We start from the raw sequence: 15,208 nt of genomic DNA on the forward strand, positions 1-15,208 counted from the left end.
CCCAAATGAGTGGGCGCGTCAGCCGTTCGTGATCTCGGCGCGGCGCTTCATGTATTCCTCCATCGCGATTTCCCCATTGCTGAACTGCGCGTCCAGCTCCGCGAGCTTGCGCGCCCGGTAGCCTTGCGGTTCGGCGCCGGGCGTGGGGGAGGGCAGGGGAGCGGTCGACGACGGCGGGGCGCCGGCGCCGTCGTAAGCCGCACCGGCCGGAGGCTGCGGTTCCCCTGGGATGATCACCGGATACTGTCCCGGCAGGTTCTGCGGCGGGTATGGCTGGCCTGGGTACTGCTGATTGGGAAATTGCTGCTGCGGGAAGCCTTGGCCTGGGAACTGCTGCGGCGGGAACTGCTGGCCGGGGAACTGTTGCGGCGGGAACTGCTGGCCGGGGTAGTTCTGCCCCGGGAATCCACGGTCCTGCATCCGGCGCTGGCGTGAGCGGTTGTACATGCGGATCCCCATGGGAATCAGCCAAGAGCAGACGATGATCCAGAAGATCAGATTGTTCACGGGTGCGGGCCTCCTAGGTCTGGTCCCAGTTTAGCGATGGGAGCCTTGGAAGGACCTTCGCGCCCTCAGATGAGCTTTGCGGGCATCTCCAGGAACGCTCCGTAGCGTGCCACTTCGGCGTCGAGGGCCTGCTTCACGGCCCCGGTGGCGGGCCTGTCCATCCGCACGTCCAGTTCGCAGATCCCGCCGGAAAAGCCGTGCCGCCACCAACCGGCCAGCCTGCCGTCCAGCAGCACCACGTGAATTGGCGCATCGCCTGTGGGGAAGTACGGGGCGGAACCACCCAGGTAATGCCGGCTCTGCGAGTAGCCCATGACGTACTCGTCGTAGCACTGGATCAGGTCCACCCGCGGCCCGTCACTCCCCGGACCGTCGGTTCCCGGTCCGGAAGCCGCCGCCGATCCGGCTACGGCGTCGATCTCCTCGGCCGCCAGGTGGAAGCCGATGCCGTCCGCCGTGAGGGTGCCGAGGGCTCCCGGTGCCACGTCCGCGGCCAGGTGCAGGCCCTCGCGCACGTCCTTCATGGTGAGCCCGCTCCACACGGCGCAGTCCTTGATGGTGGCCGGGCCGCGGCTGCTGAAATAGCGCAGGACCAGCTGCGCCAGTGCGGCCTCCCGGTCCAAGGCCGTGCCGGCCGAACCGTTCACGCGTTCATCGAACAAGGCATAGCTCTGTTTCAGGGCCCCGCCGGCCGAGCGCACGGGCGCCCCGCTGACCAGGATCCGGCTGATCTCCGCATGCATGAGGATGTAGATGAAGCCGAGGCCCTTCGACGGGAAACCGGCCCCGTCCAGGATGACGGCCAGTTCCTCACGGGTTTTGTGGGCGCCGCCGGCCACCGCCTCTGCCAGGATCGCGCCGCTGCGGGCAGCAGTATCCTCATCCACGCCGGACTGCCGGTACATGCCTTTGTTGCCCTGGTGGAGCCGCGGAGCGGACAGCGTCATGAGCCAGCCAAGATCGTCCCGGTGCACGGAATGCCAGGTGGGCCGCAGGATGTGCGTCCGCAGCAGCGTGCCCTCGGCCAGGGCTTCCTCCACGGCGTCGGCGGTTGCTCCGCCGGTGCGCTGCGCCAGTGACCAGCGCGCGTACGCGAATTCCTGGGATTGCACGGCCAGCAGGCTTCGGAGGGCGTCGTCCACGGTTGCGGCCTGCGGCGCCCGCAGCTGTTGGCGCCGCAGCCGGCTTCGGACCACATCGTCAGGCTGCATGGGGCATCCTCTCAGGTGCAATGGTGCCGGCCGGAACGTCAGTTCCGCGGCAGAGTCACGTCGGCGGGCCCGAAGACGGGACCCGGCGTCGGGCGTTTGGGCGTAATGCCGTCGCCCGAGGAACGGTGCCGCAGCCTCCGGATCACCCAAGGCACGAAATATTCGCGCGCCCACACCAGATCCTCGGTGCGTGCTTCGCGCCAGCTGCGGGCTGGCAGCGGCTTGGGGAAGAGCGGCTCCAGGGTGTGGGCCACGTTGAGCGATTCGAGCACCATTGCTGCCACGGTGTGGTGGCCGAGCGGCGAAAAATGCAGCCGGTCCTCGTCCCACATCTGGGTGTCGGCCAATTGGCGCAGGGACCACATGTCCGCCACCACGGCATCGTGCCGCGAGGCGACGGTCCGCAGGTTCTCGTTGTAGATCGCCACTTTGCCGCGGATGCGGCCCAGCACGGACGACGCGACGTCGGGCCCGTTGAACAGCACCACGGTGGCGCCGCCGGAACTGAGTTTCTGGACGGCCGCATCGAGCTTGTCGGCCAGCAGATCAGGATCGCTGCCGGGCCTCAGGAGGTCGTTGCCGCCGGCGGAAATGGAAATCAGATCGGGCTGGAGCTGCAGGCACGGGCCCAGTTGTTCGTCCACGATCTGCTGGAGCAGGCGGCCCCGGATCGCCAGATTGGCGTAGGCAAAGTCGGAGTGGCCGCGGCTGAGTTCCTCGGCCACACGGTCCGCCCAGCCGCGGTGCCCGCCGGGGCTCTGCGGCTCGGGGTCGCCGATGCCTTCCGTGAAGGAGTCACCCAGGGCCACATAGCGGCTCCACGGGTGTGTCGGTCCGGTACCGTCCGGCTTCATCACGAAATTGATGTCGCTCACGCTCACATCCTGCCCCTCTACACGAAGCTACGCCACCGTAACTTGTTACTCGTCAGTAACTGTAAGAATAGACCCATGACTGAAGCCGCCGCATTCTCTGCCCCCGTTGTCCTGTGGTCCCACGAAGAGGAGGAGCGTGCCGGCAAGCCGCTGCTGGTGCTCCTGCACGGCTACGGTTCCAACGAACAGGACCTGTTCAGCCTGGCGGGGATGCTGCCGCAGGAGTTCGTGGTGGCATCGCTGCGTGCGCCGATTCCGATGGGCCCGGGCTTCACCTGGTTCCCGCTGACCGCATCGATCGACTACTCGTTGGACGCCGTTAAGAATGCCGCCGGCTACGCTTTCGGGTGGCTGGACTCCGTGAAGGGAGACCACCCCACGGTCACGCTGCTCGGCTTCTCCATGGGCATGGCCATGGCCACCACGCTGCTGCGCCAGCGGCCGGCGGACTTTGCCGCCGTCGTCGGGCTTTCAGGCTTTGCCGTCGACGCCGGTGCTGACGCCAGCTTCCGCGACGCGGAACTGGACGGCACGGTGCCGCTCTTCTGGGGCCGCGACCAGCAGGACCCCGTCATCACGCCGGACAAGATCGAATTCACCATGGGCTGGGTGCGCAAGCACGTGGACCTCACCAAGGTCCTCTACACGGGCATGTGGCACGGCATCAACCAGCAGGAAATCGGCCACGTGGGCGAGTTCCTCAACCACAAGGTCCTCGCGCCTTAGAAGCAACGCGGGGTCACTTACGGCCCATTCGAAGCCCCAACATGGGCCGTAAGTGACCCCGCGTTGCTCCGGAAAGCGGCGTCAGGAAGCGGCGGTGATTTTGACGGTCTGGCCGTTCACCGTGACAGTGTCTCCGGCGTGGAGCTGGCGGCCGCGGCGGTCGTCGATCTCGCCGTTGACCTTGACCAGGCCGTTCTTGATGAGCTCCGTGGCCTCGACGCCGTCCTCCACCAGGTTGGCCAGCTTCAGCAGCTGACCGAGGCGGATCATGTCGTCGCGGATGGGGATCTCTTCGATTTCCGGGTTGCTCATATAAGCAATGATGCCTGAAGTAATGTGGTGACAATGCCGCAGACTTCCCGCCGCCCCGCCATTCCTTTGCTGGTGGGACTGCCCATTGCCATCGCCGCCGGCCTTTTGATTCCGCTCCAGGGCCGTATTAACGGCGCACTCTCTGCCCGCCTCGACGACGGCATCGCCGCGGCCGTGGTGAGCTTCACCACGGGATTGCTCCTGATCACGGCCATCGCCCTGCTGCTGCCCAGGGGCAGGGCCGGGCTCGCGCGGATCGTCCCGGCCGTCCGCCAGCGCAGCTTCCCGCGCTACTACGTCGCAGCCGGCGGCTTCGGCGCACTGTTTGTCCTTGCCCAGTCCTTCACCGTGGGCCTGCTGGGTGTCGCACTGTTCACGGTGGCCATCGTCACCGGGCAGACGCTGAGCGGCCTTCTGGTGGACCGGCTCGGGCTGGGCCCGGGCGGGCAGCGTCCCATCACCGGGGTCCGCGTGCTCGGCAGCGTCCTGACCATTGCCGCAGTGGCCTGGGCCGTGTCCCCGCGTTTGGGCGGCGCCGCGGACATCGCCTCCCTGCTGCTGCCTCTGCTCCTGCCGGTGCTGGCGGGCTTCCTCATGAGTTTCCAACAGGCCATGAACGGTACCGCCACGGTCCACTACGGCACTCCCATCGCCGCCACGCTGGTCAATTTCGTGGCCGGTGCCACCGTGCTGTGGATTGCCTGGGCCATCAAACTTGCGGTTGCGGGGGCAGGCAACCCGCTGCCGGCCGAGTGGTGGCTCTACCTTGGCGGCCCCATGGGCTGCGTCTTCATCGGGGTGGCCGCCCTGCTGGTCCGCGGCCTGGGCGTCCTGGTCACGGGGCTGGGCATGATTGCCGGCCAGCTGGTGGGGTCCCTGGTGCTCGACGTCGTGGTCCCGGCGCCCGGATCCGTGGTCGCCTTGCCCACGGTGCTGGGGACCGTGCTCACCTTGGCCGCCATTATCGTGGCTACCCTGCCGTGGCCGAAGGGCGCGTTCACGCGGGGAGCCCCGGCCAAAGGCCGGTAGGCTAGGACACGCAGTTCTCTGCAAATCTTTTCCTTCGCAACACCCCGCCGGGCAGCACGTCCGGATCCGGGGCAATAACCCGCGGACCGCACCCAGCGGCCCTGTAGAAATATGGAGTTCCCCATGGCAGCAAAATCCGTCCTTGACCAGGTCATTTCCCTCTCCAAGCGGAGGGGCTTTGTCTTCCAGGCCGGTGAAATCTATGGTGGCTCCCGCTCTGCGTGGGACTACGGGCCCCTCGGTGCCGAGCTGAAGGAAAACATCAAGCGCCAGTGGTGGCAGAGCGTGGTCCGTGGACGCGAAGACGTGGTGGGCCTGGACTCCTCCGTGATCCTGCCCCGCCAGGTGTGGGAAGCCTCCGGCCACGTCGAGGTCTTCTCCGACCCGCTGGTGGAGTGCTTGTCCTGCCACAAGCGCTACCGGGCAGACCACCTCGAGGAAGAATACGAGGAAAAGAAGGGCCGCCCGGCCGAAAACGGCCTGAAGGACATCGCCTGCGCCAACTGCGGCACCCGTGGCGAATGGACCGAACCGCAGGAATTCTCCGGCCTGCTCAAGACCTTCCTCGGCCCCGTGGCCAGCGACGAAGGACTGCACTACCTGCGTCCTGAAACGGCCCAGGGCATCTTCGTGAACTTCAGCAACGTGCTCACCACGTCCCGGAAGAAGCCGCCGTTCGGCATCGGCCAGATCGGCAAGTCCTTCCGCAACGAAATCACGCCGGGCAACTTCATCTTCCGCACCCGCGAGTTCGAGCAGATGGAAATGGAATTCTTCGTCGAGCCCGGCACGGACGAGGAATGGCACCAGTACTGGATGAAGGAACGCATGTCCTGGTACACCGGCCTGGGCATCAAGGAAGACAACCTGCGCTTCTTCGAGCACCCCCTGGACAAGCTGAGCCACTACTCCAAGGGCACCACGGACATCGAATACCGCTTCGGCTTCCAGGGTTCAGAGTGGGGCGAGCTCGAGGGCATCGCCAACCGCACCGACTTCGACCTCTCCACGCACTCCAAGGCGTCCGGCCAAGACCTGAGCTACTTCAACCAGGCCACTAATGAGCGCTACACCCCGTACGTCATTGAGCCGGCCGCCGGCCTGACCCGTTCCTTCATGGCGTTCCTGATCGACGCGTACACCGAGGATGAGGCACCCAACGCGAAGGGCGGCGTCGACGTCCGCACCGTGCTCAAGCTTGACCCGCGCCTGGCCCCGGTCAAGGCAGCCGTGCTGCCGCTGAGCCGCAACGAGGACCTGTCCCCGAAGGCCAAGGCGCTGGGCACCCAGCTGCGCAAGAACTGGAACATCGATTTCGACGACGCCGGCGCCATCGGCCGCCGCTACCGCCGCCAGGACGAGATCGGCACCCCGTTCTGCATCACCGTGGACTTCGACACCCTCGAGGACCAGGCCGTCACGATCCGCGAGCGCGACACCATGAGCCAGGAACGCGTGTCCCTGGACAAGGTGGAGGGCTACCTGGCCGCACGGCTGATCGGCGCCTAGCGTGGCTCTCGAGTACCGCGAATGGCAGGAGGGCGACGACCTCGCCCTCCTGCAGATCTGGGGTGACCCGGAAACGCTCCCGGCACAGCAGTTCCGTGCCGCGCTGGCCCCGTCCAGCAACTCCCCGTGGCGCCGCTGCATCGTGGCCGAGGACGTGGTGGACGGCGTCGGCATTCCCGTCGCCGCCGCCGTGGTGCACGAGGCCTCGCTGCACCCGGAACGCCTCTGGGCGTACATCGAGGTGTCCCGGGACCACCGCCGCAGCGGCATCGGCGCCGCCCTGCTGACCATGCTCCGCCGTGAAGCCGAGCAGTCGCCGTCGGGCGTTTCCAAGCTGCGCAGCAAAGTGGAGCCCGGCACCCCCGGGGCCGCGTTCGCGGAGTGGGCCGGCATGGCCACCATCCAGCGCTCGCAGCTGGTGGTGGTGCAACCGGAGTCGCTCAGGCTGCCGGTCTTCGGTGACGGCTCCGAGGAAGCTGCCTCAGAGCAGGTGGAGGACCTGGCCACGGGCTCGGTTGAACTCAGCGACGTCGTGGGCCGGTACTACACCCACGTGCACCACTGGGACAGCCCGGGGGAACTGGGCGTCGCCACCGTGCAGCGGCTGTTCCTCGATGACCTGACGGGCGCCCACGGCGCGATCGTGCTGCGTTCCCCGAAGGCCAGCGCTTTTGGCCAGGGCGTCCCGGCAAGCCGCAAGGGCAAGCTGCAGGCGTTTGCCATCAGCTATGCCCAGGGCAGTTCGGACCAACCCTCGGACGTGTTCCTGGGCCACGAGCCGCAACTGCCGGCCGAGGAAGCCCAGGCCGCGGTGCGGGACCTGCTGGCGCTCATCGCGTACCAGTACCCGGTCATGCTTGAAGTGGATGAATCCATGGGCGCCCTGCGCGCGGTCCTGGCGCCTCTGCTTGAGTCCGGCAAGGCCCTGCAGCGCGGCGCGGACACCATGATCGTCAGCGACTAGCGTTTCGTTCCAGACGGACCCCGCCCGCATTCCTGCAGGCGGGGTCCGTCGTTTAACCACGTAGGGTTAAACCCATGAGGTTTTGCAGCTGATGGGTCATGGACATTCTCACGGAAACAACGGCCACGAGGTGGCCACACCCGAGGCACTCGCTTCCCGGAAGAGGGCCAACTGGCTCCTGGCCGCGGTGCTGGTGCCGCTGGGCGTCCTGACCGCCGTCGCCATGCTGCTCATGTGGCCCTCCGGCAGCCGGGAAGGGATCACCTTCGCGAGCCCGTACGCCGCGGCACCGGGCGTCACCTTCGACACCGGCCGGATCCAGAGCGTGGTGGAGGAAAGCTGCACGCAGGGCCAAACGGCCCAGCAGGCCGGCCCGGGCTCGCAGTGCACCTTCGCGTTCACGGAACCGGACAAGGGCGGCAGCCCCGTCAAGGTGGTCATCAACCCGGACGTGGCCAAGTCCCACGGCGTGGACGTGGGCGACGATATCCGCTACCTGAACCTTTCAGCCGTCCAGGGCGCTTCACAAGGCAACGGATCGCCGGCGTACGTCTTTGTGGACTTCGTCCGCAACGTGCCGATCGCCCTGCTGGCCGTGCTGTACGCAGTGGTGGTCATCGCCGTGGCGCGCTGGCGCGGCTTCCGCGCACTCCTGGGCCTGCTCGGTGCGTATGCCGTGCTGGTCAGCTTCATCCTGCCCGGGCTGGTGGAAGGCAAGCCGCCGCTGCTGCTGGCACTGGTGGGCTCCACCGTGATCATGATCGGGGTGCTGTACTTCGCCCATGGCTTCTCGGCCAGGACCTCCACGGCCCTGCTGGGCACCATTTTCGGCCTGGGCATCACGGCCCTGTTGGCGGCCTGGGCCACGGACGCGGCCAATCTGGCCGGCGTCGGGAACCACGACGCCGCCACCCTGGTGAACATGTCAAGCCAGATCTCCATCTCCGGCATCATCCTGTGCGGGCTCATCATCTCCGGGCTCGGCGTCCTCAACGACGTCACCATCACCCAGTCCTCCGCCGTGTGGGAGCTGTATGAGCTCGCCCCGGAGACCAGCGCCCGCAAGCTCTTTACCTCCGCAATGCGGATCGGCCGCGACCACATCGCCTCCACTGTCTACACCATCGCCTTCGCCTACGCCGGCGCGGCCCTGCCCATCCTCATCATCGTGATGCTCTACGACCGCCCCGTGGCGGAGGCCCTCACCAGTGCCGAGCTGTCCGAGGAAGTGGTCCGCACCCTGGTGGGCTCCATCGGCCTGGTGCTGGCCATCCCCGTCACCACGCTGATCGCGGTGCTCGTGGTCAAGGCCACCGGCACCAAGCGGCTTGCGGCCGCCGGCACCCAGCCGGCCGGCACCCGGCCAGCCGACGACGCCGGCAACGTCCGTGAGCTTGAAGCCTCGCCTGACGCCCTGGACGCCTACGCCTCGCTCGACACCGGCGAGCTCGCCGCCGTCGTGGAAACCCGCAGGCAGCGGCGTGAGGCGGAGCGCCGTGCCGCCGAAGGCCGCTCCTGAGCGGCTCCGGAGGGGCCGTCGGGGTGATACTTGTCCGATGGGTTCCCACAACGCAACGCGTGCTGAACTGCTTCGCAGTCTCGCCGAAGAAATACCCGCCACGGGCGCAGGCTTCACGCTCGTAGCTGTCGACGGCGTTGACGGAAGCGGCAAGTCAACCTTCGCAGATGCCCTGGCCGAGGAGCTCGGGCGCCGGGGGAATCCGGTGGTGCTGATCCGGGTGGATGACTTCCACAATCTCCGGGCCGAACGGTACCGCCTGGGCCGCGACTCGCCTGCCGGGTTCTGGCTCGACAGCTACGACTACCAGGCCCTGCGGCGGAACGTGCTGGACCCCTTCGGCCCCGGGGGAGATGGCCGCTACAAGGCGATTGCCACGGATCTTGAACGCGACCGGTACGTCGACATGGAACAGCAGCAGGCCTTGCCCGGGACCATTGTTGTGGTGGAGGGCATGTTCCTGCACCGGGACGAGCTGGCAGGGCGCTGGAACTACTCCGTCTTCCTCGACGCTCCGTTCAGCGAAACCGCTTCGCGCATGGCTGTCCGCGACGGCAGCCCCGGCGATCCTGAGCATCCCGGCATGAGGCGGTACGTCCAAGGACAGCGCCTGTATTTCCAGGCGTGCAAACCGTGGCTGAGGGCTGACCGGATCGTCGACAACAGCGACTGGTCCCGTCCAGCGGTGGTGGGCTCCGTAGCAGGGCACTGACAGCGGTGCGACTGGCCGTCGTCGACGATTTGCCCCGCTTTGCGACAATGGATGGGTGACTGTAGTAGCAACACCCCCTGCGCCCAAGCTCGAACTGCCCCCGCTGCAGCTGGGCAGGATCACCGTGGACACCCCCGTGATCCTGGCTCCCATGGCCGGCATCACCAACTCGGCGTTCCGCCGCCTGTGCCGAGAATACGGCGGCGGCCTGTACGTGGCCGAGATGGTGACCTCCCGTGCCTTGGTTGAGCGCACCCCGGAGTCGCTGCGCATCATCTCGCACGATGACGACGAAAAGGTCCGCTCCGTGCAGCTCTACGGCGTGGACCCGGTGACCGTGGGGCAGGCAGTCCGCATGCTCGTCGAGGAAGACCGCGCGGACCATATCGACCTCAACTTCGGCTGCCCCGTGCCCAAGGTCACGCGGCGGGGCGGCGGCTCGGCCCTGCCCTGGAAGATCGACCTCTTCACCTCGATCGTGCAGACCGCCGTCAAGGAAGCGTCCAAGGGCGACATCCCGCTGACCATCAAGATGCGCAAGGGCATCGACGAGGACCACCTGACGTACCTCGAGGCGGGACGCATTGCCCGCGATTCCGGCGTCGCCGCAGTCGCCCTGCACGGCCGCACCGCAGCACAGTTCTACTCCGGCCAGGCCGACTGGTCCGCCATCGCCCGCCTGCGCGAGGCCCTCCCGGACGTTCCCGTGCTGGGCAACGGCGACATCTGGTCCGCCGAGGATGCCGTGCGCATGGTCCGTGAGACCGGGATCGACGGCGTGGTGGTGGGCCGCGGCTGCCAGGGCCGCCCCTGGCTCTTCGGCGACCTCCAGGCCGCCTTCGAAGGCAGCGAGCACCGCCACCGCCCGGGACTGCGCCAGGTGGCCGAAGGCGTCTACCGGCACGCCGAACTCATGGTCGAAACCTTCGGCAACGACGAATACAAGGCCCTGCGCGAAATCCGCAAGCACATGGCCTGGTACTTCAAGGGCTACGTGGTGGGCGGGGAACTGCGCGCCAAGCTGGCCACCGTGCCCACCCTGGCCGTGCTGCGCGAGCTCCTCGAGCAGCTGGACATGGACCTGCCGTACCCCGGCAACGATTCGGAGGGCCCGCGCGGCCGCGCCGGCTCGCCCAAGAAGCCTGCCCTGCCCAAGGACTGGCTGCTGAGCCGGCAGATGGACGCCGAGCAGACCCGCGACATCGCCGCCGCGGAACTGGACGTTTCAGGCGGCTAGCGCCAGTCGTGGAAGACTGGCTTGCATAGGCACCGTTCGAGCGGCGCCGGAGGAGGCAGATACCCATGGGAACTGAAGCGATGTCTGCACTGGGCCAAACCGGAGCGCTGGGCCGCGCCGGAAGCGGGTCCGGATCCACATCCGGCTACACGGAGGCCGACTCCGCGCGCTGGGTGGAGGAGCCCCGCAAGAACACGTACCGCTCTGACTTCGAACGGGACCGCGCCCGCGTGCTGCACTCCTCGGCCCTGCGCCGCCTGGGCGCCAAGACGCAGGTGGTGGCCCCGGATACCGACGACTTCGTCCGGACCCGGCTGACCCACAGCCTGGAGGTGGCCCAGGTGGGCCGCGAACTCGGCCGTTCCCTGGGCTGCGACCCCGACGTCGTGGACACCGCGTGCCTGAGCCACGACCTCGGCCACCCTCCCTTCGGCCACAACGGCGAATCCGCCCTCAACGAGGTCGCCCACGCGATCGGCGGCTTCGAGGGCAACGCCCAGACCCTGCGCCTGCTGACCCGGCTGGAGCCGAAGGTCCTCTCCGCCGACGGCCAGCCCGCTGGGCTCAACCTCACCAGGGCGAGCCTGGACGCCGCGTCCAAGTACCCGTGGTCCGCCGTCGACGCCCCCGTCATCCACGGCCACCGGACCAGCAAATTCGGCGCCTACGAGGACGACCTCCCGGTCTTCACCTGGCTGCGCGAAGGTGCCAGCGGCAACCGCTCCTGCATCGAGGCCCAGGTGATGGACCTCGCAGACGACATCTCCTACTCCGTCCACGACGTTGAAGACGCCATTGTGGCCGGCCACTTCCAGCTCAAATGGCTGGACAATCCGGACCACCGTGCCCGCGTGGTGGGCTACACGCGGCAGTGGTACTTGCCGCACAACGATCCCGCGGACATCGACGCCGCACTGGCACGACTCGAGGCGACCCAGGTGTGGGTCCGGGAAGCCGACGGCAGCCGCAAGTCCATGGCCGCGCTGAAGGACATGACCAGCCAGCTGATCGGCCGCTTCTGCCAGAGCGCCATGGAGACCACCCGCAGCCACTTCGGCCCGGAGAACCTCACCCGCTACAGCGCCGAGCTCATGGTCCCCGAGGACACCGTGACCGAAATCGCCGTGCTCAAGGGCCTCGCCACCACCTTCGTGATCTCCACCGACCACCGGCAGCCGGTCTACGAGCGGCAGCGCGAAGTGCTGCACGCCCTGGTGGGCGTGCTCAACGCCAGCGGTGACCGGCACCTGGAGCCGATGTTCGCCGCGGACTGGCGGGAAGCCCCCGACGACGCCGCGCGGCTCCGCGTGGTCATCGACCAGGTGGCCTCGCTCACCGACGGTTCCGCCCTGGCCACGTACGAACGCCTCGTGGGCAGCCTGCCTTCGCTCTGGTAACCCATGCTTTGTTCGCTCTGAATGTCCAAGCGTAGGTCCAGCCAAGGTGCAATTTAGATCTAAGACTAGACTTATCAGGTGGCTGGCCTGATTAAACGTGAAGATATCGACGAAGTACGCCAGCGCACGGACATCAAGGAAGTCGTTGACGGCTACGTCACCCTCAAGGGTGCCGGGCTGGGCACGTACAAGGGCCTGTGCCCCTTCCACGATGAGCGCTCGCCTTCCTTCACCGTCCGCCCCCAGGTGGGCCGCTACCACTGCTTCGGCTGCGGCGAGGACGGCGATGCCATCTCCTTCGTCCAGAAGATGGACCACACCTCCTTCCACGAGGCCGTGGAGAAGCTCGCCGCCCGGATCGGCTATGAGCTGCGCTATGAAGACGGCGGCAGCGGCCCCAACCGCGAGGAAGTCGGCAAACGCCAGCGGCTCCTGGACGCCCACAAAATCGCCGACGAATTCTTCCGATCCCAGCTCCTGACGCCGGGGGCCGCCGAGGGCCGGAACTTCCTGGACGGCCGCGGCTTCGACCGCGCCGCCGCGGAACAGTTCGGCGTCGGCTATGCGCCGCAAGGCTGGGATGCCCTCCTGAAGCACCTCCGCGGGCGCGGCTTCACGGACCAGGAACTCAAACTCACTGGCATGTTCTCCGAGGGCAACCGGGGCATCTACGACCGCTTCCGGGGCCGGCTCATCTGGCCCATCCGGGACATCGCGGGCGACACCATCGGCTTCGGCGCCCGCAAGCTCTACGAGGACGACCAAGGCCCCAAGTACCTGAACACCCCCGAGACCACCCTCTACAAGAAGTCCCAGGTCCTCTACGGGATCGACCTCGCCAAGCGGAACATTGCCAAGGAGCGCCAGCTGGTGGTGGTGGAGGGCTACACGGACGTCATGGCCTGCCACCTGGCCGGAGTCGCCACGGCCGTCGCCACCTGCGGCACCGCGTTCGGTACGGAGCACATCAAGATCGCCAGGCGCCTGCTGTCCGACGACGGCAGCGGGGGAGAGGTCATCTTCACCTTCGACGGCGACGCCGCAGGCCAGAAGGCCGCCTTGCGCGCCTTTGAGGAGGACCAGCGGTTCACCGCCCAGACCTATGTGGCCGTGGAACCCACCGGGGCGGACCCCTGCGATCTGCGCCAGACCCGGGGCGACGCCGCCGTGCGGGAACTGATCGGCAGCCGCCGTCCGCTGTTCGAATTCGCCATCAAGGCCGCGCTGAGGCGTCACAACCTGGACACCGTGGAAGGCCGCGTGGCAGCCCTGCGCGAGGCGGCCCCCGTGGTGGCCCAGATCCGCGACGCCGGCATGCGCCCGGCCTACACGCGGGAACTTGCGGGCTGGCTGGGGACGCCCATCGAGGAAGTCAGCCGCTCCGTGGGCGCCGCGGCCAAGCGCGCGGCCACCGGCGGGCAGCCGCCGTCAGGCACGTCCGCGGCGGCTGCGCAGCAGCCCCGGGGTTCTGCCGCGGACGGACAGGCAGCCCCAGGCCAGGCAATGGCGGGGCAGGCAGCGGGAGCACCGCCGTCGGGGGCTCCCGCCTTCATGCGGCCGGATCCGCGGGACCCGGTGGCGGCCATGGAGCGGCAGGCCCTCGAAGTGGTCCTTCAGGAACCCGGCGTGCTGGACGGCGCAGCGTGGCCGCAGTTCGAGGCCTCCTACTTCTCCACGCCCGCCTATGCGGCCGTGCACACCGCCATCAGGGCCACCGGCCCCGGCCCCGCAGCCGATCCCGTGGGCTGGGTGGAACACATCCGCCAGGAGGTCCCGGAGCCGCTGCGGGCCCTCGTGTCCGAACTCGCCGTGACTCCGCTGCCGGCCAACACGCCCGAGGCCATGCAGCGCTACTGCCGGGACATCCTGGCGCGCCTCTTCGAGCTGCAGATCACGCGGATCAAGGCCGAGAAGATGGGGCAGCTGCAACGCCTCGATGCCGCGGCACATCCGGAGGACTTCCAGCGCCTCAACCGTGAGCTGATGCAGCTCGAAATGCAGCGCCGCGCCCTTCGCTCGGACGGCTGAGCGGCCCTGGAAACCGCCCCGGGACCCCGTCCGGGAGCCGATTTCGTATTCCGGCAGGGCCCTGTTAAGCTAGTACACGCTTCATTCCTCCGTAGCTCAATTGGCAGAGCATTCGACTGTTAATCGAAGGGTTACTGGTTCAAGTCCAGTCGGAGGAGCTTTAGACGGAAATCCCCGCCAGCCGCGTGCTGGCGGGGATTTTTCGTTAAGACCACCCACCACGGCCCTGGACATCCGATGCCAAGGGATTGCCCAGGGCCCCGTGCCCGCCCGCCCGGCCGTGTGTGCCCGCCCGGTCCGTGCATGCCTCGTGGCCGGCTTCACGGCGCCGATTTCACATTCCGGCAAAACCTTTGCTAAAGTCATAACCGCTTCATTCCTCCGTAGCTCAATTGGCAGAGCATTCGACTGTTAATCGAAGGGTTACTGGTTCAAGTCCAGTCGGAGGAGCGCAAAGGTCCCGTACCGGCATTCAGCCGGTGCGGGACCTGTTTTTTGCTCAAAATTTGCTGATTCAGACGAAATCCATTTCCACCTGAAGGAACCGTGCGGCTTCGGCCACGGCGGCCTCGAAGGCCTCCTGTTCGGTGGGCGGCGTCCTGGGCTCCTTGGGATGCCACTCATGGGCGGCGGAGTGCACGCGCGTGAAGCCGGCACCTGGCGGCGCGTAGAAGATCCCAAAACGCTGCACGGGCCACTCGGGAGACGTTTCCGGAGCCACCAGCAATGCTGAGTTGGCCGCCGGATTGAACCACTGGGCGATGGGGCGCCGGCGGTCCTCCGTGAAGAGACCGGCCGCATAGAGGGCAGCGGACTGGGCGCTCGTCACCGAGCACAGCCGCTCCCACCACAACGGCAGGATGCCGTCATCCCGTCGCTGCCACGGGGCCGGGAGAGGGTGCAGTTCCTGCCAATGGGGCATGTTTCAACTTTATCGCCGGGCTCCCGCAGGCAACAGGGCCGCAGGCCCGCCTGCGGGAGCCCGCTTGGCTATTCCCTAGTCCCGGTTCCAGGGGCCGGGATTGATCCGGTAGAGGACGGCCGCCCCCACGACCGCGCCCAGGAGGGCGCCCGGGACGGCCATGCCGGCCGCGCGGCCCAGCAGGGCACCCACGACGGCGCCGAGCACGGCACCGAGGAAGAGTCCCCGGCCGTTGCGGTGCGGCTTTCGTGCCATGGCCA

The 15,208-nt window shown here is 67.6% G+C and carries 15 protein-coding genes and 2 tRNA genes; 11 read left to right on the plus strand and 6 right to left on the minus strand.

Annotation, left to right across the window (positions count from 1 at the left end):
* Window positions 1-18: 18 nt before the first annotated feature.
* The 3 genes from NVV90_RS06575 to NVV90_RS06585 form a co-directional block, all read right to left on the minus strand.
* Window positions 19-507 (minus strand): hypothetical protein, encoded by a 489-nt coding sequence (locus NVV90_RS06575; protein ID WP_258440389.1) that lies wholly within the window; start codon window positions 505-507, stop codon window positions 19-21.
* Between the two features lie 65 nt (window positions 508-572).
* Window positions 573-1,718, minus strand: a complete 1,146-nt coding sequence (locus NVV90_RS06580) for a winged helix DNA-binding domain-containing protein (RefSeq protein WP_258440390.1) — start codon at window positions 1,716-1,718, stop codon at window positions 573-575.
* A gap of 38 nt (window positions 1,719-1,756) precedes the next feature.
* Window positions 1,757-2,572: an SGNH/GDSL hydrolase family protein gene (locus NVV90_RS06585; protein ID WP_258441090.1), complete on the minus strand. Its 816-nt coding sequence runs from the start codon at window positions 2,570-2,572 to the stop codon at window positions 1,757-1,759.
* A 96-nt stretch (window positions 2,573-2,668) separates the two neighbouring features.
* On the opposite strand from NVV90_RS06585, the gene NVV90_RS06590 reads away from it, so the two are divergent.
* Window positions 2,669-3,319, plus strand: coding sequence for an alpha/beta hydrolase (locus NVV90_RS06590; RefSeq protein WP_258440391.1), 651 nt, complete (start codon window positions 2,669-2,671; stop codon window positions 3,317-3,319).
* A gap of 81 nt (window positions 3,320-3,400) precedes the next feature.
* Here NVV90_RS06590 and NVV90_RS06595 read toward each other — a convergent pair whose 3' ends face one another.
* Complete coding sequence (locus NVV90_RS06595; RefSeq protein ID WP_258440392.1) at window positions 3,401-3,631, minus strand: RNA-binding S4 domain-containing protein; 231 nt, start codon at window positions 3,629-3,631, stop codon at window positions 3,401-3,403.
* A gap of 33 nt (window positions 3,632-3,664) precedes the next feature.
* Between NVV90_RS06595 and NVV90_RS06600 the strand changes: the two genes are divergently transcribed.
* The 10 genes from NVV90_RS06600 to NVV90_RS06645 all read left to right on the plus strand — a co-directional run bounded on the left by NVV90_RS06600 (window position 3,665) and on the right by NVV90_RS06645 (window position 14,476).
* Window positions 3,665-4,660 (plus strand): DMT family transporter, encoded by a 996-nt coding sequence (locus NVV90_RS06600; protein WP_258440393.1) that lies wholly within the window; start codon window positions 3,665-3,667, stop codon window positions 4,658-4,660.
* Between the two features lie 123 nt (window positions 4,661-4,783).
* On the plus strand, window positions 4,784-6,169 hold the full coding sequence (locus NVV90_RS06605; protein WP_258440394.1) for a glycine--tRNA ligase: 1,386 nt from the start codon (window positions 4,784-4,786) through the stop codon (window positions 6,167-6,169).
* A 1-nt stretch (window position 6,170) separates the two neighbouring features.
* Complete coding sequence (locus tag NVV90_RS06610; RefSeq protein WP_258440395.1) at window positions 6,171-7,133, plus strand: GNAT family N-acetyltransferase; 963 nt, start codon at window positions 6,171-6,173, stop codon at window positions 7,131-7,133.
* 91 nt (window positions 7,134-7,224) lie between these two features.
* Entirely contained in the window at window positions 7,225-8,652 is a 1,428-nt protein-coding gene (locus NVV90_RS06615) for a YibE/F family protein (protein ID WP_258440396.1), read from the plus strand.
* Between the two features lie 37 nt (window positions 8,653-8,689).
* Window positions 8,690-9,364, plus strand: a complete 675-nt coding sequence (locus NVV90_RS06620) for a uridine kinase (RefSeq protein WP_258440397.1) — start codon at window positions 8,690-8,692, stop codon at window positions 9,362-9,364.
* Between the two features lie 55 nt (window positions 9,365-9,419).
* Window positions 9,420-10,601: a tRNA dihydrouridine synthase DusB gene (gene dusB, locus NVV90_RS06625; RefSeq protein ID WP_258440398.1), complete on the plus strand. Its 1,182-nt coding sequence runs from the start codon at window positions 9,420-9,422 to the stop codon at window positions 10,599-10,601.
* A gap of 65 nt (window positions 10,602-10,666) precedes the next feature.
* Complete coding sequence (locus tag NVV90_RS06630; RefSeq protein ID WP_258440399.1) at window positions 10,667-11,998, plus strand: deoxyguanosinetriphosphate triphosphohydrolase; 1,332 nt, start codon at window positions 10,667-10,669, stop codon at window positions 11,996-11,998.
* Window positions 11,999-12,076: 78 nt separating this feature from the next.
* A complete protein-coding gene (dnaG, locus tag NVV90_RS06635; protein WP_258440400.1) occupies window positions 12,077-14,026 on the plus strand; it encodes a DNA primase in 1,950 nt (649 codons plus the stop codon).
* An 85-nt stretch (window positions 14,027-14,111) separates the two neighbouring features.
* Window positions 14,112-14,184 (plus strand) — tRNA-Asn (locus tag NVV90_RS06640).
* Window positions 14,185-14,403: 219 nt separating this feature from the next.
* A tRNA-Asn gene (locus NVV90_RS06645) sits at window positions 14,404-14,476 on the plus strand.
* Between the two features lie 64 nt (window positions 14,477-14,540).
* On the opposite strand, the gene NVV90_RS06650 is transcribed toward NVV90_RS06645, so the two are convergent.
* The gene (locus NVV90_RS06650) at window positions 14,541-14,948 is read right to left on the minus strand and encodes a hypothetical protein (RefSeq protein WP_258440401.1); all 408 of its coding nucleotides are present in this window, start codon (window positions 14,946-14,948) and stop codon (window positions 14,541-14,543) included.
* Between the two features lie 75 nt (window positions 14,949-15,023).
* On the minus strand, window positions 15,024-15,203 hold the full coding sequence (locus NVV90_RS06655; RefSeq protein ID WP_258440402.1) for a complement resistance protein TraT: 180 nt from the start codon (window positions 15,201-15,203) through the stop codon (window positions 15,024-15,026).
* Between the last annotated feature and the right edge of the window lie 5 nt (window positions 15,204-15,208).

Source organism: Arthrobacter sp. CJ23, assembly GCF_024741795.1.
Lineage (GTDB): Bacteria > Actinomycetota > Actinomycetes > Actinomycetales > Micrococcaceae > Arthrobacter.